General features: G+C 59.6%; 14 protein-coding genes and 2 pseudogenes. 11 read left to right on the forward strand and 5 right to left on the reverse strand.

What is annotated here, in order from left to right:
* The first annotated feature begins 28 nt into the window (after window positions 1-28).
* From B2790_RS22165 to B2790_RS22185, 5 genes are all read left to right on the forward strand, one after another.
* A complete protein-coding gene (locus B2790_RS22165) occupies window positions 29-406 on the forward strand; it encodes a hypothetical protein (RefSeq protein WP_286919771.1) in 378 nt (125 codons plus the stop codon).
* A gap of 95 nt (window positions 407-501) precedes the next feature.
* Entirely contained in the window at window positions 502-2442 is a 1941-nt protein-coding gene (locus B2790_RS22170; protein WP_286919772.1) for a hypothetical protein, read from the forward strand.
* Window positions 2442-4409: a hypothetical protein gene (locus tag B2790_RS22175; RefSeq protein WP_286919773.1), complete on the forward strand. Its 1968-nt coding sequence runs from the start codon at window positions 2442-2444 to the stop codon at window positions 4407-4409. The genes B2790_RS22170 and B2790_RS22175 overlap by 1 nt, the downstream gene beginning before the upstream one ends.
* Window positions 4409-6964: a hypothetical protein gene (locus tag B2790_RS22180; RefSeq protein ID WP_286919774.1), complete on the forward strand. Its 2556-nt coding sequence runs from the start codon at window positions 4409-4411 to the stop codon at window positions 6962-6964. The genes B2790_RS22175 and B2790_RS22180 overlap by 1 nt, the downstream gene beginning before the upstream one ends.
* A gap of 169 nt (window positions 6965-7133) precedes the next feature.
* A complete protein-coding gene (locus B2790_RS22185; RefSeq protein ID WP_286919775.1) occupies window positions 7134-9488 on the forward strand; it encodes a hypothetical protein in 2355 nt (784 codons plus the stop codon).
* Window positions 9489-9500: 12 nt separating this feature from the next.
* Here the strand turns inward: B2790_RS22185 and B2790_RS22190 are convergent, their stop codons facing one another.
* Window positions 9501-10505, reverse strand: coding sequence for a D-glucuronyl C5-epimerase family protein (locus B2790_RS22190; RefSeq protein WP_286919776.1), 1005 nt, complete (start codon window positions 10503-10505; stop codon window positions 9501-9503).
* 119 nt (window positions 10506-10624) lie between these two features.
* On the opposite strand from B2790_RS22190, the pseudogene B2790_RS22195 reads away from it, so the two are divergent.
* Both B2790_RS22195 and B2790_RS22200 read left to right on the forward strand, forming a co-directional pair.
* A pseudogene (locus tag B2790_RS22195) lies at window positions 10625-10897 on the forward strand (DUF2514 family protein); the annotation flags it as partial.
* Window positions 10878-11150 (forward strand): hypothetical protein, encoded by a 273-nt coding sequence (locus tag B2790_RS22200; protein ID WP_286919777.1) that lies wholly within the window; start codon window positions 10878-10880, stop codon window positions 11148-11150. The pseudogene B2790_RS22195 and the gene B2790_RS22200, both read left to right, overlap by 20 nt.
* A 444-nt stretch (window positions 11151-11594) precedes the next feature.
* Here B2790_RS22200 and B2790_RS22205 read toward each other — a convergent pair whose 3' ends face one another.
* On the reverse strand, window positions 11595-12464 hold the full coding sequence (locus tag B2790_RS22205; RefSeq protein WP_286919778.1) for an AraC family transcriptional regulator: 870 nt from the start codon (window positions 12462-12464) through the stop codon (window positions 11595-11597).
* Window positions 12465-12868: 404 nt separating this feature from the next.
* On the opposite strand from B2790_RS22205, the gene B2790_RS22210 reads away from it, so the two are divergent.
* Window positions 12869-13906: a sterol desaturase family protein gene (locus B2790_RS22210; RefSeq protein WP_286919779.1), complete on the forward strand. Its 1038-nt coding sequence runs from the start codon at window positions 12869-12871 to the stop codon at window positions 13904-13906.
* Between the two features lie 33 nt (window positions 13907-13939).
* Here B2790_RS22210 and B2790_RS22215 read toward each other — a convergent pair.
* The 3 genes and pseudogenes from B2790_RS22215 to B2790_RS22225 form a co-directional block, all read right to left on the reverse strand.
* Window positions 13940-14215: pseudogene (locus B2790_RS22215) on the reverse strand (chitin deacetylase); the annotation flags it as partial.
* 537 nt (window positions 14216-14752) lie between these two features.
* Window positions 14753-15193 carry a type II toxin-antitoxin system YafO family toxin gene (locus B2790_RS22220; RefSeq protein ID WP_023660674.1) on the reverse strand — a complete coding sequence of 147 codons (441 nt, stop codon included), beginning with the start codon at window positions 15191-15193 and terminating at the stop codon, window positions 14753-14755.
* Window positions 15194-15201: 8 nt separating this feature from the next.
* Window positions 15202-15705: a hypothetical protein gene (locus B2790_RS22225; RefSeq protein WP_286919780.1), complete on the reverse strand. Its 504-nt coding sequence runs from the start codon at window positions 15703-15705 to the stop codon at window positions 15202-15204.
* A 503-nt stretch (window positions 15706-16208) separates the two neighbouring features.
* Here B2790_RS22225 and B2790_RS22230 point away from each other — a divergent pair.
* The 3 genes from B2790_RS22230 (at window position 16209) to sfnG (ending at window position 18127) form a co-directional block, all read left to right on the forward strand.
* Complete coding sequence (locus tag B2790_RS22230) at window positions 16209-16463, forward strand: hypothetical protein (RefSeq protein WP_085706081.1); 255 nt, start codon at window positions 16209-16211, stop codon at window positions 16461-16463.
* Between the two features lie 103 nt (window positions 16464-16566).
* A complete protein-coding gene (locus B2790_RS22235) occupies window positions 16567-16854 on the forward strand; it encodes a DUF3077 domain-containing protein (protein WP_025338348.1) in 288 nt (95 codons plus the stop codon).
* Between the two features lie 178 nt (window positions 16855-17032).
* On the forward strand, window positions 17033-18127 hold the full coding sequence (sfnG, locus tag B2790_RS22240; protein ID WP_085617269.1) for a dimethylsulfone monooxygenase SfnG: 1095 nt from the start codon (window positions 17033-17035) through the stop codon (window positions 18125-18127).
* Window positions 18128-18224 lie beyond the last annotated feature (97 nt).

Below are 18224 nucleotides of genomic sequence, written 5' to 3' on the forward strand. Positions count from 1 at the left end.
TTCCCAGATTCAGCAGGGCAAAGATGCGGTGAAGGCCGCCAACCGCCAGCAGCGGTATCTGAATGACCAGGCGCGCGACGTGATCAGCCAGGGCGACTTCGCTGCCGACATGGCGAATGAGCAGGGCCGGCAGACCGCCGCCAGTCAGCGCACAGGTTTTGCGGCCAATGGCGTGGCGGTGGGCCAGGGCTCAGCAGGCCGGATCGAGCAAGGCACCTTGGATCTTGCCCGCCAAGATGCGGACCAGCTGCGCCGCAACGCCTTCAATCAGGCCATGGGCCTCGTTGACCAGGGTAACGAAGGCATCAAGCAGGCCAAGGCAGAATTCCGCACCCGCCGACTCAACGCCTTCAGTTCGCTGCTCACTGGCGGCGGCCAGGCCTACAACATGTACAGCGGGGGTTGAGCATGGCCGCACGAATTCCGCAGTACCAGCGCCGCGTGGCGCCAGAGGTAGTCGCCGCACCCAGGGTAGCCCAGGCATCCGTCGATGCCTCAGGCTTGGCCCGTGGCCTGTCCAGCTTGGCGGGTGATCTGGCAGATGTGCACCAGCGTGAAATGCGCGAGGCGAACCAGACCGCTGCCCTCAACGCCGACAACCAGCTCGGCACTTGGCAGAACGACGCTATCTTCAACCCGGAAACGGGAGCCTTCACGAAGAAGGGGCAGGCTGCGCTGAATGTCACACAGAGCACGCTCGACCAGTTCGACCAGCAGCGCGAGACGATTGCCGGCGGGCTGGCCAACGAGCAACAGCGGCAATTGTTTACCCAGGCAGCCTCGCAACGCCGTGCCCAGCTGCAGGGGAAGCTGGGTAGTTACGAGTTTGGCGAGCAGCAGGAATACAAGAATCAAGTCGACAAGGCCGCCATCGCCACCGCGCTCAATACTGCTGCCCTCAACTACAACGACCCTGAGGCTATCGCCTCCAGCCATTCCCGGATTGACGGCATCCTGCAGCTGCAGGCCCAGCGTAACGGTTGGGCGCCCGAGGTTCTGGAGGCGAACCGCACCAAAGCGACCAGCAGCATGTATTCGGACATCCTGAAACGGCAGGCGTCCCAAGACCCATACAAGGCCCAATCTGCGCTTAAGCAGTATCAGCAGTACCTGACAGCCGATGACCTCACCCAGGTTGGCAGCTCGATCGACGGCAAGGTCGAACGGCTCCAGCAGAAGGCAGAAATGGCCCAGCTTCGGGCCGAAGCGCGCGGCGAGCGCACGCTGGGCAAGATTAGTTCGCAGATCGCCAGCGGCATCCCAGCCAGCGACGACATGTGGGCGGCATGGGGCAAGCAAGTGCAGGGCACGCCGGCCGCCGCCGAGTTCAACGAGTTGCGCAAGCAGGAGGTGGCCACTCAGCAGGTGCTGCGCCAGCCTATCGACCAGCAGGCAGCGTACTTCAACAAGTTGCAGGCCGAGTTGCAGAACAATGGCGGCACTGTGGCCCAGGCCAACAACCTGAACCGCCTTGGGCGCGCCATCGAGATGAACGCCAAGATGATGACCGAAGCGCCGCTTGACTATTTCCAGCAGCGCTTGGGCGGCGGCGTCGATCCCATCGACCTGAATTCGGAGAACCTGCCGGCAGTGCTGGGTGACCGCGTCGCCGCCATCCAGGGGATGCGCCAGAAGTTCGGCCCCACGGTCGCTATGAAGCCTTTGCTGCCGCAGGAAGCCAAGGCGCTGTCGGCCCAGCTCGAACAGATGAGCCCTGACCAGCAGTCGCAGCTGTTCGGCAAGCTTCATTCAGCCATGGGCGATGACAAGGCCTATGCCGGCGCCATGCAGCAGATTGCCCCAGATTCACCTGTACGGGCCCTGGCCGGCATGCTGGCGGGTAAGCAGCGCTCCTTGACCACAGGAACCCACTGGTTCCGTCCCGACGACGTTGTGAGTAGCGGCGACGTGGCCAAGACCATAGCCCTGGGCGAATCGATCCTGAATAAGTCGAAAGCCCAGAAGGGCCAAGACGGCGGCGGCAAGTTCCCGATTCCCAAGCAAACCGACTTCGACTTGGCCCTGGGCAAGCAGCTCGGTACCGTGTTTGCCGGTCAGCCGCAGTCGTACTCACTGGCGGCCCAGGCCGTGAAGTCCTACTACACAGGTGCAGCGGCTGAGGCGGGGGATGTTTCCGGCGAGGTCAACAACGCGCTTATGAAGAAAGCCATCAAGGCCACCGTAGGTGATGTGATCGACTTCAACGGATCATCCACCATCGCGCCATGGGGTATGCCAGGAGACACGTTCGAGCAAGTGGCCCAGCAGCGCCTGGTGGAGACAATGAAGGCTCAGGGCATGAGCGACCAGGAACTTGCCACCGCCAAGGCGCTGACCCTGCGCCAGGCCCGCGACGGCATCTACTACGTCATGCAGGGCAACCAGTTCAAGTACGGCGCCGATGGAAAGCCGCTGATGCTCAACATCAACGGGGGTGAGTGATGAGCTTTGTCACCGACCTGGCCTTCAATGATCAGCAGGCATTGGAGCAGGATGCCCTGGCCAATCCAGCGATCACTCCACCGGAGCCCAGTTTCTGGGAGGGTTCCGGCACTGCGCTGTTCAGTGGTATCGCCCAGGGCGCCACCCAGCTGGCGCTGCAGGCCGCCCAATACGGCAATGATCCGGACCAGGCCTTCCTGTTTGAGGTTCCGACCGATGAGGAAGAGATGGCCCGTCGTGCCGCCATTGGTCAGCAGCGCCTGGCGGTGACCGAGCGCTTGCGGCCAGACGCGCAGACCAATGGCACGGCCGCGCAGATCCTGTTTGGCCTGGGCGACGTTGGCACCCGCTTCGCGTTCGGCGCAGCATCTGGCGGCCTGCCGGTTGCCGCGGGCGGCGTTGGCCTGTCCATGGGTGAGCAGCGTTTCAGTGAGTTGCGTGGGGAGGGCGTAGACTCCAAGACCGCAGCACTTGCTGGCGCGATCGAGGGCACAACACTGGCAGCTGGCGCTTTTCTGCCGGCGGCGCGCCTACTGGCCCAGCCAGTTGCAGACCTCGCAGCAACAGCCGGCGCCAACGTTGCGCTTGGTGCAGTGGCGCGTGGCGGGGTTGGCCAGGTACTGGAAAGCAATGGCTACACCCAGCAAGCGCAGCAGTACCGCGCGCTGGATGCCCAGGCCATGGCCATCGATGGCTTGCTCGGTGGCGCATTCTGGGGTCTTGGCCGGGCGATGTCCGGAGCCCCAGCAGCATCCCCTGAAACTGTCGACGCTGCGCTAGCTGGAAACAATGGGCTACATGCCCAGCACAGCACCGCACCTGGTGCACCCGTCAACGCCCGGTCGAGTGCTGCGCACCAGAACGCGCTGGACCTGGCACTTGAGCAGATGAACCGCGGTGAGCCGGTCAATATCACCGGCCTCATGGACGACACCGCTTTCATCCGATCAAACCGTGTAGGGCCAGAAGAAGCGGTCGTGCGCGACCAGGCGCAACAGGAGGTTTTCGCCGGCGCCCGGGCAGAGCTTGAGCCAGTGGCAGCGGCAGGTCTCCCTAACGTTCGTGACGTCCGCGCCGAGGTAACTGGCCTGCGCCGCAGCCTGGGCGATCTTGAGCAGGCGTACGAAGCCGCTGGCAATACCTACCGGCAGGCGGCTAAAGAGTTCCAGCAGCAGCGCATGACACGCAAGCAGGCCGAGCGCGCTGCACGCGACAGCATTGCCCAGCAGCGGCAGGCCATTGATGAACAGCGCTCGGCAACTCAGGCCCGCATTGATGAGTTAAACCGGCAGTTGGAAGGGAATCGCTCATCTGAGCGCGCCAGGGCTGAGCTGGCCGCCATGGATCGAGGCGAAACGCCGACGCGCCTGCAGAAGGAGGTGGACCAGCGGGCCGAGCAAATCGCCAGCGCCTTCAAGCGTTCGGCCTTGGCCAGCAGTGTTGCCCCTGATCACGGTATGACCCTGAACAGGCTGGCCGCGGAAGACATCCAGCGCATGCTGCGCGATAGCGGACAGCTGATGGAAGAGCCTGTAGCCCAGGCCGAGCCACGCACCCCGGCAGGCGACTCCGCTCCCACGGTGGAGAACCAGCAACCACGGTCCCCACAGGCAAACCAACAAGGTGAAAATGGCGGTTCCGCACCCACGGGTGAAACAGATGTAGCACGTGGCGTAACGACTGCGCCGGAAATCGGAACACCCGGTGCCGCAACCGTATCACCTGGTGCCCAAGGTGCTGATGCTGTGGCCGGTATCGACCCAGCGCTTCCCGCACTGCTCGACGCTGTAGCCGCTGGCGAGCGCGACCTGCAGGTGCCGACTGGTTCCATCAACGAAGACGGCACCCCCGTAACCGTCTCCGCCCGCGAACTCCTGGCCGAGGCTGATGCCGAGATCGCCCAGGCTGCCAACGACTCCAAAGGCTTCCTTGCTGCCGCCTTGTGCGCGCTGAGGTTCGGTAACTGATGAAACAGCAATGCATCCAGGCAGTTCAGCAGGCCATTGGCCGTTCGCTCACCCAGGAGCAAATCAAGGACATTGAGGGGCGTATCAGCCGGAATATGCGCCAGCTGGCTCAGGCTGATCCGCAGGCTTGGCAGATGAAGACATCGTCCGACCGGCTTACCGAGGCAGCCAATGCGGCCGCCAAGGAGCTGCAGGCCGAGGCCGCCAAGAAGAAGCAGCGTGTTGCCCTGACCATCTTGGCGCATGACCGCGTGCAGAACTTCATGGCTCAGTTCCCGGATGACCCGCTCAAAGGCCTAGATCGCCTGCTGGCCTTTGCCTCGGACTATCCGGGCATCATGTCGATCGAGTCTTCCAGCCGGGCAATCCGCGATGAGGCGATGTCCACCATGCTCGAGGCCATCGACATGACGCGGGGCAAATTCCTTGGCCTGTTCGCCGATGAAGCCAAGGCCCGTGCCCTGGTGCAAGAGCTACACGGCCAGGATAGCGGCGTGCCGGAGGCAAAGAGCGGCGCCAAGCAATTCGCCGATGTTGCCAACCGCCTGCGCGAGCGCTTCAACCGGGCCGGCGGCGATGTTGGCTACCTCGATGATTGGGCAATCCCGCGCAGCCATAGCCAGCTGAAGGTTGCTCGGGCCAAGGATCAGTGGATTGCGGATCACGTCCAATGGGCGAACCGGTCCAAGTACTTCAAGGCGGACGGCACAAGGATGAACGATGCCGAGCTGGCCGAGTTCTTCAGTAACGCTTGGGAGACGGTAGCCACGGGGGGCGTGAACAAGCTGCAGCCTGGCATGCCATCCGGCAACGGCGCCCGCGCCAACCGCGGCAGCGAGTCGCGCCAGATCCACTACCGCGATGCTGATGCCTATTTGGCCGCCCAGGCCAAGTATGGTGACAAAGGCCTGATGGACCTGATGTTTGGCCACATCGACCGTGCTGCCCGCGACATTGCCCTGGTCGAGGCTATGGGCCCGAATCCCAACCATGCCATGCGGTACCACACCGAGACGGCTGCCAAGCAGATGACCCAGGCCAAGCCAGAGGCAAACGCCAAGATCGACAAGCGCGTGAAGCGCCTGGAACAGCTGTATACCGAGGTGGCCGGTACCCGTGAGCCGCCGGCATCCGCTGCGCTGGCCAATGCCTTCGATACCTACCGGGCTACCAACGTTGCGGGCAAGCTGGGGTCGGCGGTCATCACTGGCCTGAGCGACCAGGGCACGCTGGCGCTGGTGGCCAAGATGAACGGCATGCCGGTCATGCAGGTGCTGGGCAACGAGCTGCGCATGCTCAACCCGGCCGATGCCAGCCACCGCCGCTTGGCCATGCGCGCCGGCCTTGGTATCGATCAGCTTATTGGCAGCCTTGCGCGCTGGGGCGAAGAAGGCCTAGGCACCGACGCCGAGATTGCCGGCCGCGCCGCCAAGTGGTCGCAGGCCGCCGCCACCAAGGTCATGCAGCTTTCCGGTATGAACGCTATCGACGCGGGAAACCGCCGGGCATTCGGCGCCACCATGATGGACGTAACCGGCGATCTTACGCGCAGGTTCGATTCCCTCAAGGCGTTGGAAGAGGGCGACCGGAAGCTGATGCAGCAGCGCGGCATCACCGATCAGGACTGGTCGGTGTGGCGTCTGGCCCAGCCTGAGGACTGGCGTGGCGCTGGCGATCAGGTGCTGACCCCAGGCAGCATATACCGGATATCCGATGCCGCTCTTACGCCGCTGGCTCAACAGGCTGGAGTTTCCCCAACACGCTTGCGGGAGCAGGCCGCTACACGCCTGCTCGCCATGGTCCTGGACGAAACGAATATGGCGATCCCGGCACCCGGCGCCCGCGAGCGTGCCTTCATGCACGGCAACAACCAGCGCGGCACTTGGAGCGGTGAGATCATGCGCAGCTTCTGGCAGTTCAAATCGTTCCCTATATCGATGATCTCGAAGCACTGGCGCCGGGCGATGGCTCAGGAAACTGGATGGGGCAAGGCCGGATACGGTGCCGCGCTGTTCGCCACGGCCACGGTGCTCGGCGCGATAGCTACCCAGGTCAACGAGATTGCTTCGGGCCGAGACCCCAAGAACATGCTGGATGACGAGCTGGGCGGCGTGCCGGGCCTGCGTTTCGGCCTTGCCTCAATGCTCAAGGGGGGCGCGCTTTCTCTGTACGGCGACTTCCTCTTCTCCAACACCACGCAGGGCGGTACATCGGCACTGGCTGCGTTCGGTGGGCCACTGGCCGGTGACGTTGAAACGCTGCTGAACCTGCGCGGCGTCACCGCCGATGCGGCCATGGGGGATCGCGATGCTGATGTGATCGGTGCCAGGCTGATCCAGCTGGGTAAAGGTCATTTGCCGGGGGCAAACCTCTGGTACACCAAGGCAGCTACCGACCACATGATCTTCCACCAGTTGCAAGAGTACTTCTCGCCTGGGTACCTGAACCGCATGCAGCGCCGCGCGCAGCGTGAGTTCGGCCAAAGCTACTGGTGGGAGCCAGGCGAATCAGCGCCTACCAGGGCGCCAGACCTTGGCGCTGCTGCCTCAAACTGACATCCCCTTAAAAAGCAAAAGCCCCAGGCGCTCGCAACGCCCGGGGCTTTTTGTTTCCACCCCATGCGCACCCATGAGGAAGACGTTCATGAAGTTTACCTAACCCATCTGTTTGACCCAAGAGAGCCCCGCCAAGTGCGGGGCTTTCGCATTTCTGGAGCACTGAAAATTGACCGTATCGACCACTGATAGCGTTGTTGAATACGTATCCGGCGGCCCGGCGTTCCCCATTCCATATCGTTTCCTGCAGGATTCCGATATCGAGGCAGTCCTGGTCAAGCAAGACGGAACCTCGGAAACCCTGACAGGGGCGCAATACACGTTGTCCGGCGCCAGTTCTCAGAATGGCGGCACGCTGACGTCGTCCTACGCCGCGGGCTTTCTCGGCGTGACTGGGGCATCGCTCACCATTTCCCGCGTCATGGACCCGGTTCAGCCAACCGACCTCCGCAACCAGGGCAAATTCCTGGCCGAGACGCATGAGACGGTATTCGACCGCCTGACCATGCTCATTCAGCAAGGATTTGCTGGGCTGTCGCGGGCGCTGGTACGGCCGATTGGCAAGAACTACTACGACGCGCAGGGGCGCCAGATCAAGAACTTGGGTGACCCCACGGACAACCAGGATGCGGTCAATAAGCTCTGGACGCAGCAATATGTTGGCGATGTGATTGGCGGTATCACCGGGCCTATCAACAATGCGGCTAATATCTTCTACCTGTACCCGGACGGTACGCCGCACGTTGTGCAGGACCTTGCCACGCTGACTGATGGCGCCAAGGGCATTGGATGGGACGGCCGTGCACTTTCCGAAACTCTCAAGACCATCAGATCCACCGATCTTTCAGGCAACGCTGATAAGGCCCAGGCACTAATTGACTTTGCCGCCAGTCTTAATGGCCAGCGTGGCCGGGTAGAGCCCGGTACCTACGCCATGACGAAGCAGGTCAATCTGCCGGGCAACGTCGACCTTGATATTACTGGCGTGACGCTGGATTACTCTGCAGCCAACGTCGCCAACTTCCCTGACCTGATCTGTCTACGACCGGCACCAGGCACCCTTGTGCAGCTTCCAGCACTTTCTGCTGACACGGTGATTGGCTCTTATAGCATCACGTTTTCTGCCGCTCATAATCTGATGCCTGGCGAGGAAATCATTCTTCATGATGACAAGCCATCCAGCTACAGCGCATTCCGCACTAACTACTACCAGGGTCAGTTTGCAGTGGTGCGGAGCGTCAGCGGCCTGACAGTTAATCTAACCGCTCCTATCCTTGCGAGCATGTCTATCGTCTTGGATGGCAACGGGAAAGGACTGAAGATCTACAAGGTTAATCCAACTCGGCCGAAGATTCGCGGTGGTGACATCCTGATGCCAACCACTGGCGTTCTTATCGCTGGACTACTAACCGACCTCACCCGAAATGCTCAGGTTGAATACACCCGTGTTTTTGGAACTTCCGGTGGGGGAATCATTCATCAACGCGCACTGGGCGGAACCGCTCTGTTCTGCGAAACATACAGCGATAGGGAGGGCGCCGCAGCCGATAACTACGGCCTTGGCCTTAGCAACTCCCAGCACTGCCTTGTTTCGGGTGGCACTTTCCACGCCAGGCGCCACGGGATCACTATGGGCGGAAACGATCTGCCCGGTAGTGTTCCGACTCGATTCTGCGTGGTTGATGGAGCGGAAACGTCTTCTTGGGATATCCAAGGTTCTGACATGCACGGCAACGTCGAGCACTGCCAGTACGTGAATTGCATTCACCGCAACGGTGTGACCATCAGTGGCAACCACAACAGCGTACGCGGCGGCACCATCTTCGCCCCGGCGCTGGCGGCCACGGGCAATGGCGTGGCCTTGACGATCAACGAGATGCGCGGTACCAGTTTCCTGTTTGAAGGCTTCAAAATCATCGCGGACGGCGATCCTTCCACCACCAGTCGAGGGGTCATTGACTGCGGAGGTAACAGCGTGAGCATGTCGGCTGATACGATCTTGGGCGGTTGCATGACCTTCCGAGATATCGACATGAGTGCGCCGAATGCACGGATTCCAATCAAGATCGTAAACCGCGGATCGGCTGCTGCAGGAAAGTCCGTCGATATCAAGATCAACTGCCATGACTCTCCAGCGACCCGCACGTCGAACGGCGTAATTCAAAACTTGTCCGGCACCCAGTTTGATCGGGTTAGGTTCGAGGTTGACTTGCCGAACGGAGGAGCTCCAGCAGGAACGACTATTGATGCAGCCAAGGTTTGCGGCATGATGGAAGGCGGGACAGTTGCGGCGGTGACAACCGCCAACACCTTCCAAGACGTGCCAATCACCTTCAACCGAAGATTCCCTAAAGCACCTTCGATGCGCCTGAATGGAAACCTTTCTGCTGCCGGAGTGAACATTTTCTTCACGCCAACCGCCATAACCCAAAACGGCGCCAACCTGCGAATCTATACCGGTGGAGGGAGCATGACGGCAGGCGTCGCGGTAAACCTAATGTGGGAAGCTATTCTAAATGAATAGCTTCATTTCCATTCATAGGCCTGTTGGGTTCCAGCGCTCAGAGAACTCTTTCAAGGTTTTATTTTTAGTTATAGAGTACAAATTGTTCAGCAGGTAAATGTGGGTGGAGTGATACCTGATATTGTAGTGAGGCTTCTCGCGATCATAAGTTCTGAAGGTGAGGTCGTACGATGAGGATCCGCCGAAGTCATAGTAAGGTAGTATTTTTACCAGAGTCTTCATTCCTTCATTGAACGCTTCATGTGCCTTATCTGATCCGGTAACGCTCCACCAGTCATATAGACCGATCAAAGTAAACATATAGCCGTTCAGGGTGTAAATCCCACGGTCGCCTATATATTCTTCAAAGAAAATATAATTCTTTAGAGAAGGGTCAAGGCCGGCCATAGAGCTCAATGGGCCGCCATGCGAAACAGGAACCATCAAAAAGTCAAGCGCTTTATTTCCTGCGTCTAGAATGTCTTGGCGTTTGTCAAATGAGTATGCTCGTGCCAGAACACTCATAGCTAAGCCCTGCGCCATTCCGCTTGACCAGCCGACAGGATATGTTTTTGAAAGGGCGTAATGCTTGAACGAGAAGCCATATCTGAATGAGCCGTCAAAGCCCTGCATGGTCATTAGTTTGTTTGTGGCCGTCCAGAACTGGTTTGTCGGTCTGCTAGGCAGGTTTTTCCCATACTCGTATAAAGCATAATTAGAAATTGTGATTGGGTTGTACTGGTACTGATTTTCATATAGAACAGTCGGAAGGCCATTCCCGTCAAGCTTTATTCTTCCTTCATTTTTGAAGGACTGGGTCTTGCTGTAGTTCATGTAATCGCCAGTTGGCGTATATTCTTGCGACCTCAAAGATGGCCTGTATGGTGATTTCTTAAATTCTTCTATAAGAAGTTTTCCGTATTCGTAGTTCTTTTCTGATACGGTTGGTTCCGGCCATTTAGGTGTGTATGCATAGACAAGATATGCAGATAAGGCGAGGGCTGCGACAGAAGCTACTGCTATAGATATTTTTTTCATCGGTCCATTGATCTTTGATTTGCTTGCGTGACGCGTACTGACTGAGGCGCATGATAACGATGGACGCCGAAGAAACCAACGAGCCATCGCCTTTTCGTGGCTTGTCCCGGGAGATATCTGCTGCCGACTCTGCTGCTGGCGGGCTGCGCGGGGAAATCGCCCGGCTGCGCGCCGGACACCGAGCCACCTGTGACACCATCGCTACCCAGCAGCGCCAGGCACGAACCTCTGCCGTCGTGGTGCTCGGGGGATTGCTTGAAGAAGCTGACCGAATGGCGGGCAGCTGCGCAGCAGCGCTTGAGCGAAGCCGAATAGCTGGGCTGGCGTGCGAGTCGATCTATAATGGGCTCTCCATCAAAGGGAGAGATACCAGTGAGCGGCAGTTACGGTAACCAGAAGCCCGGAGAATTCCTGCCCGGGATCATCATGCCTCCAGAAATCCATGGCCTGCTGCGCAAGCGGGTCGCGGAAATCGAGGTGAGCGAAACGGCGGTCAACTGCCTGATCGCCCAGGCTCGCGCCGAAAGCCTGGTCGAGGCCCTGGAGATTCTGAGGGCAGTCGATAGCCAGGCTGTCGAGCGGCTGTACGTGATGATCGAGAACATGGCTCAGGCGCGACTGGCCGAGCTTGGCGCCGAACAGTGAGAAACACCGGCAGTGCCATACCGGAGTGCTGCCTTTCCCCTGGCGAAAAAATAGCCACATGAGTGGCTATCCCATCTATCTTGCTTAATTTTTGCTACAGCAAAAGCACAGCATGCCTACAGGCCTCGTAGAAACTGGGCCGCCTCAATTAATCGACCCGATCCATCATCGGTGCAACGCTGAAGCGACGGGAAGGCTCAGGGCGCGTGGTTGCTGGGTTAGAGCCTGGGTTTGTGGTCATATCGTTCAACGTGTCTTGTACCAAATTCAGCAGTTTCGAATGTGTTTGTAGCAATCCGGTTGCGCGCCCTGGCAAAAGTCGACGGCAAGTAGCTCGGTGATAGTCAGGGCAGGCAGCTAGTTTACCAAGAGAGCCGGGCATCCGTCTGGACTCGATCTATGCGCGGCCCTGCAGCCTTCTCCCCAGATTAGCCACCAGCCAACTTACTTGAGCGGCACGTAGATATCCGTTTGCCATTGCTCCAGCGGCGTTTCCGGATACACGCTCAAGTAGTGAAAGAACAACGGATGATCCCGCAGTTCCTCGTCGCTCGAAGGCAGCCAGTCCCGATAAAGCGGATAGATGGTTTCGCCAATGTAGTCAGGCGAGCCGGTATGCCGGATAACGGCGCAGCGGCCCGCCGGGATGATGCGTTCGTGCACGCCGAAATCGTTGGGCTGCACGGCTTCGCATATCTCGCCACACACGGCGAAGCGAAAGGCGTGCGCCGGGGTGGTGTCGGGGTTGTCGTAGGGGATGCCGAAGGTTCGGCTGCTGGCCACCGGTGACTGGCCGCTCTGAATGCGCCATTGGCGAAAGCGCGCAACGCTTTCACTGACCAGGCCGGGCGCCCCTTGGTGTTCGAGCGCGGCCACATGGGTTTCGGCGAAATCCACGATGCGGATCTGCATGGTGATACTCCTTGAAAGATGAGGAACAACGAAAACCGCACTCCAGGCCTGCCAGTTCGGGGCCTTGGCGAATACGCTCGGTGCCACGCCAAAAGCACGCTTGAAGGCCCTGGAAAAGGCTTCGGGGCTTTCGAAGCCGGCGCCGAAAGCTGCTTCCAGTACGGAAATGGCAGGCGAGGCAACCAGTTGGTGCGCCGCGCGTCGAAGCCTCATCAGTTGCACATACCGTGAAACCGGAACGCCCATATATGCGGTGAACTGCCGATGGAAATGAAATGCCGAGAAGTGCGCGACGCGGCTCAGGGCATTTATCGACAGGTCACCTTCGAGGTGGCTGTCGATGTAGGCAAGCACGGCTTCGAACCGTTTCGCGTAGGTCGCTTTGTGCTGTGAGTCAGTCAACGAACGGAATCTCCGGGAGGTGCGGTGAGCGCTAGCATCCGTTGTTCAGCCATGCAGGCGCCTAGCCGGGATTGCTGTATCGGGGATTGTCTTGACCGTGCCGTGGATGGCGCCGGTGCTTTCGGTGTTCGCAGGGGAGGGCAGCAGGGTGAATGCGATCGCTGGCGCTTCCGTGCAAGGGGAAGCGCCAGCGTAACCGGCCCGGCATGATCGGTCGACTGGGCGAAGCGGGTCGTTCGCTGATCAATGAACGCCGAGCCTCGCCAGCGTACTCCGTCGTCCACTTTCAACTGCGGCAGTGCCTGCAGGCGGGAGCTGGTGAGGCAGCACCAGGCCTGCATAAAATCACTCGAGTAAATCAATCTGATTTACAATTGCGTCCCTTTTGCCGAGGCTGACGTTTCGTGGATGCCCAGTCGCTTGTCTTTGAGCACCTGACCGAGTGGGTAATTACGCCCGTTACCGACCAGTTTCTCGGCATTTTCAATATGAACGGTCGTTTCGGGGCCTTGTTCCTTTGCATCTCCTATGGCGCAGCCTACGGCCTGTTCCGTTTCAGGAAGCGGCGCGGCCTGAGCGACGCCCAGTCGTTCTGGCAATTCATCGGTGGCGCCCGGGTACATCTGCATCCCTCGGCGCTGCTGGACTACCGCTACTACTTCGTGCGGGCCATCCTCAAGGTTGCGCTGGTGCTGCCCGTCGTCCATCTGGTCGACCCCTACATCCTGCGCTCCGGCGATTACCTGGCCTTTTTCAGCAACCTCTGGGGCGCGCGCCCGCGCCTGGGCGAGAACCTTGCACTGTCCCTGCTCTACGGGTTGGGGGTGTTCCTGCTAAAGGACTTCATCCATTACTGGGCGCACCGGGCCTTTCACTCCCGCTGGCTCTGGGCCTTTCACAAGGTCCATCATTCGGCGCCCGTGCTGGTGCCGGCGACGGCGAGCCGGGTGCATTTCGTGGAAAAGATCGTCGAGAAACTGAGCACCGGCATTTGCATCGGCTTCTACGCCGGATGCTTCTGGTACCTTTGCGGCGGTGAAGTCAGCCGCTACACCCTGTTCGGCGTGACCTACCTGGTGTTCATCTTCAACAGCCTGGCGGCCAACCTGCGGCATAGCCATGTCTGGCTGTCGTTCGGCCCGCAGCTGGAACATGTGTTGAACAGCCCGGCCCAGCACCAGATCCATCACAGTGATGCCCCACGCCATTTCAACCGGAACTTCGGCACCAACCTGTCCCTCTGGGACTGGATGTTCGGCACGCTCTATGTCACCACATCAACGCCCGAAAGCATCCGCTTCGGCACCGGCGAGCAGGACCACCAGCGTTACCTGACGGTCTATAGCCTGATCGTCACGCCCTTTGTCGAAACAGGCCGCAAGGTCCTGATGAAATGCCAGCGCAAGGCTGTGCTTGGCGCGTCCGGCAGGGCAGGCCGTTAGCTGGTCCCGTGTTTGTTGCGAACGACTGACCGCTCAGGTGGGGAACTGGGCTATCCAGTGCCTGGCAATCTCTTCGCGCCGGCAGACCCACACCCCGTCGTGGCCCTGCACGTAATCGAGAAAGCGCGCCAGCGCCATCGCACGACCAGGATGGCCACTGATCCGCCCATGCAGGCCCATGCTCATCATCTTCGGGTGGTGCGCGCCCTCCTGCCACAACAGGTCGAAAGCATCCTTTAGCAGCCGGAAGAAGTCTTCATCGCAGGCGAAACCATTGGGCAGCAGATAGCGGGCGTCGTTGTTGACCAGCTGGATATCCAGCGCGGGCAGGGCGGCCAGTAATACCCGGTTTATCGGGTTCTCGTGGATGATTGCCAGCACTTGTTCGTCAGTCAGTGAATGCATGGGTACCGTCCGTGGTGGTTGCAATGCGGCTTGCCGTGATCCCATTGGAAGATCGTCCAGCCCGTTGGCCTGTGCTGCGCGTACTCTGTGGGAGCGGCTTTAGCCGCGAAGAATCCAACGCGGTGCATGGCACCGGCTGCGCCGGTGTTCGCGGCTAAAGCCGCTCCCACAGGGTCCCTGCTAATGCAATGAGTTATGTGCTGTTCCATGAGAGCCCGCCCGCCGCCGTGGCGCTGAGCAGCGCCGGTTTTCGTGTAGTTGGGAGGGTTTACCTGCGAACTGGGCAGTCGGGGCTAGTCATGAAAGTGTTATTTACACGTTTCTGCGCTACGGTGCGGACGATGGGTGGGTGTGTGTTTCCGTTGCGATGGCGTGGTCGCCCTTACACCTCAATCTACGCCAGCCATCCGAGAGTCACGCCGTCGTTTCGGATAATCGCGATCAATTGTTATCGCGCCATTCTTTCGCCAGTCGAGCCAGATACTGCATGGTCGAAATATCCCGGGCTTTGGTGTGCGCATCCGGCCATAAAAAGGCCAGTATCAGATAGCGATCTTCATACAACTCGCCCTGGACGTAGATGAGTGCTGCGTCATCACCCGGCCTTCCCATCTTGCAGACTCTGTCATGCTGAGGAACGTTTTTGGGGAATAGGGCAGGTGGGATGCAGATATGGATGTGCATCAGACAAGCCTGAAACGCAAGTGGCGGCTGCGTGTAAGGTACGTCCCGCCCGAATATCGAGGGGATGAGTTGGCGCCTGGATTCGATGTAGCGTAGGAATTCGCTTTTCAACACTTCCGACAAGCCGGGATGTTTCGCATCGACAGGAAGGAAGAACTCTTCAAACGTTTCGGGATGAAATGAAACCTCGACTGGCATTGGTCACCTTACGCCAGTCGGTTGAGCTTGCGGGTAGTGTGATCGGCAAGATCGCGAAGGCCAGGGGCACTCAGTGCGCTCTGGAACTCATCCGGCGTGAGGAAGAACTGCTGGTAGATCCCATCGATGACAACCATTTTGCTGCGTACCTTAGCCACTGCTCGGCGCAGGTTCTGGTGCTCATCGTAAAGAGCGGTTGGCACGTTTGCCGCTTGCAGTCCGCCCTCCAACTGCCTTACCGCTTTGAGCAACTCAACATTCTTGAGGTATTTGGTCTGGTCGAAGGTGTCCGATTTCATGAGTGCAACGACACGCCTCGAATAGATCGACTCCAGGACCAGCCAGCCATGAGTCAGCTCAGCGATTACGCTGCGCAGGTCAGGGGAAGAGGGGGGGGTAGCGCTGGCTTCACGAACCTCAACGGCACGTGATTGAAGTGAGAGAGTTGTGTAATCACCCACCAATGCGAGCGCGGCGACGATGAGCGCCGGTGCTGCTGCTTTGACTGGCATGAATACCTCCATTTGCTGCTCGGATTTTGCTGCGATTACTGAAAACTTGGGGGCAATTATCGGCGTTGAAGCCTGATAGTCAATTGCTGCCAAGTCTGGAAATTGTAAGCCTAAAAAACGTTGAGCGTATGGTTCTGGTGCGTCGGTGTGAGCTGGTCCTACAAGACCGAATCAGTTTTTTCCCCTTCCGTGTAGTCCATTTCTGAATCATCCTTTTCAAGCCGTTTCACCATTGCGATGGAAACCTGAGCCCCCTAGTCTCGCCCTGTCGTTGCAAATTCAACGACCGGGTCTGCAAGCCTGGGGACGTATCGAAAGCGTGCTCATCATCGAGCCGTTGGTCTGTGCCAATGGTTGTGCTTAATGGTGGCTGTGTACGGGTGACCTTCGGGTCAGCCGGGTTTTTCTCGATCTTCCCCGGTCTTGCAGGCCCGTACGCAGCCGCCACCCATTCTCTGCAAGGGATGGGGTGTGGTTTTCTCTCACGAAATCGAGATGTGACCATGCTCAAAATAGTCCCGGATCCCCCCATTTCCGACTCACCCCATCACCTGGAAGACACCCTGATCCAGGCCACGGAATACGTGCTCTGCGCCTTGTCCGTAGGCCATCACGCGATAGCCTCGCTCCCAAAATCTCCCGCCACGATCATGACCCTGGCGGTCATGCATGAAATGGAGGCTGTGCGCACGCTGCTGGAGTCGGCGATTGCGCAGGTGCAGCTTCGGGGCGGGCAGCCGGTGCATACATTGCACTGATGAGCTGATTTTCAAATTTTGCCAGCCTGGGCGGTGTGGTTTTCCTGCCAGGTACTGCAACCGGGAAGTCGCACTGGCCGGCAGATTCAAAAGAGGGTTTCAGATGGACAAGGAATTGGATGACGACACCGGCACACTGGGCCTGACCGTAGGCGCGGCCACGTTCCTGGACGGTGTGCTGGACGGCAGGAAACTGTTCCGCGTAGAGGCGGGAAACTGCTGCGACCATGCGATCGAACAAGCGTCGGTATTGATGGATTGCTCTCGGCGAGCATCGTTTATCGGGGTTATGGACAACGAACCGGTGCTGGTCTGGGCTTCGCACTTTCTCTGCGACATGGCCAAGGCGCTGATGGATGACGCCCATATGGGCATGCGCAAGAACCGCTGACCTGCCCCCGGGGCGGCGATGTTGTTCAGGCAACAGCGATCCAGCAGCTTGTTCGACCGCATGCAGCCAACATCGCCGCCAATTTCAGCTAACCAATTGAAATAAAAGCACTTTAAGGCCTGGCATGTTTGCTGCTCCTGCCTCCTTGAACCCTCAAGGATCACCAAGGAGCCTCACCATGAGCCAAGCCCCGATCAAGTTCGCCTACTGGGTCCCCAACGTCAGTGGTGGCCTGGTGGTCAGCACCATCGAACAGCGCACCAGTTGGGACATCGACTACAACCGCAAGCTCGCGCAAATCGCCGAACAGGCTGGTTTCGACTACGCCCTGTCGCAAATCCGTTTCACCGCCGGCTACGGCGCCGACAACCAGCACGAGTCGGTCACCATCAGCCACGCGCTGCTCGCTGCCACGGAAAAGCTCAAGGTCATCGCCGCCATCCTGCCAGGCCCGTGGAACCCGGCGCTGGCGGCCAAGCAGCTGGCGAGCATCGACCAGTTCACCAACGGCCGCATCGCCATCAACGTGGTCTCGGGCTGGTTCAAGGGCGAATTCCACGCCATCGGCGAACCCTGGCTGGACCACGACGAACGCTATCGCCGTTCCGAGGAATTCATCCGCGCGCTGAAGGGCATCTGGACCCAGGACAACTTCACCTTCAACGGCGACTTCTATCGCTTTCGCGACTACAACCTCAAACCCAAGCCGCTGCAGCAGCCGCACCCTGAGATTTTCCAGGGCGGCAGCTCGCGTGCCGCACGGGACATGGCGGCGCGCGTGTCGGACTGGTACTTCACCAACGGCAACAGCGTGGAAGGGATCAAGGCGCAGGTCGACGATATCCGCGCCAAGGCGGCGGCCAACGGCCATTCGGTAAAGGTTGGAGTCAATGCCTTCATCATCGCCCGCGACACCGAAGAGCAGGCGCGTGCGGTGCTGCAGGAGATCATCGACAAGGCCAACCCCGAGGCGGTGCGGGCGTTTGGCCAGGAAGTGAAGCATGCCGGTTCTGCCAGCCCGGAGGGCGAGGGCAACTGGGCCAGGTCCAGTTTCGAAGACCTGGTGCAGTACAACGATGGCTTCAAGACCAACCTGATCGGTACACCGCGGCAGATTGCCGAGCGCATCGTTGCGCTGAAGGCGGTGGGTGTGGATCTGATCTTGTCCGGGTTCCTGCACTTCCAGGAGGAAGTAGCGTACTTCGGCGAACATGTGCTGCCGCTGGTGCGTGAACTGGAGGCCGGGCGCAGCGTGGACAAGGCGGTGGCCTGAAGCCGCTGCCATGCACCGCGTTGGATTCTTCGCGGGCGCGCCCGCTCTCACAGGTATGGCGCATTCCTTGAGCTACCGGAGCACCCTGTGGGAGCGG

The sequence above is a fragment of the Pseudomonas sp. UBA6753 genome, assembly GCF_002453565.1.
GTDB lineage: Bacteria > Pseudomonadota > Gammaproteobacteria > Pseudomonadales > Pseudomonadaceae > Aquipseudomonas > Aquipseudomonas putida_Z.

Coding starts and splice junctions, on each gene's coding strand:
- B2790_RS22175 (WP_286919773.1), top strand. CDS start 2,442: ATGAGCTTTGTCACCGACCTGGCCTTCAATGATCAGCAGGCATTGGAG.
- B2790_RS22180 (WP_286919774.1), top strand. CDS start 4,409: ATGAAACAGCAATGCATCCAGGCAGTTCAGCAGGCCATTGGCCGTTCG.
- B2790_RS22225 (WP_286919780.1), bottom strand. CDS start 15,705: ATGCCAGTCAAAGCAGCAGCACCGGCGCTCATCGTCGCCGCGCTCGCA.
- B2790_RS22230 (WP_085706081.1), top strand. CDS start 16,209: ATGCTCAAAATAGTCCCGGATCCCCCCATTTCCGACTCACCCCATCAC.
- B2790_RS22190 (WP_286919776.1), bottom strand. CDS start 10,505: ATGAAAAAAATATCTATAGCAGTAGCTTCTGTCGCAGCCCTCGCCTTA.
- B2790_RS22220 (WP_023660674.1), bottom strand. CDS start 15,193: ATGCCAGTCGAGGTTTCATTTCATCCCGAAACGTTTGAAGAGTTCTTC.
- B2790_RS22235 (WP_025338348.1), top strand. CDS start 16,567: ATGGACAAGGAATTGGATGACGACACCGGCACACTGGGCCTGACCGTA.
- sfnG (WP_085617269.1), top strand. CDS start 17,033: ATGAGCCAAGCCCCGATCAAGTTCGCCTACTGGGTCCCCAACGTCAGT.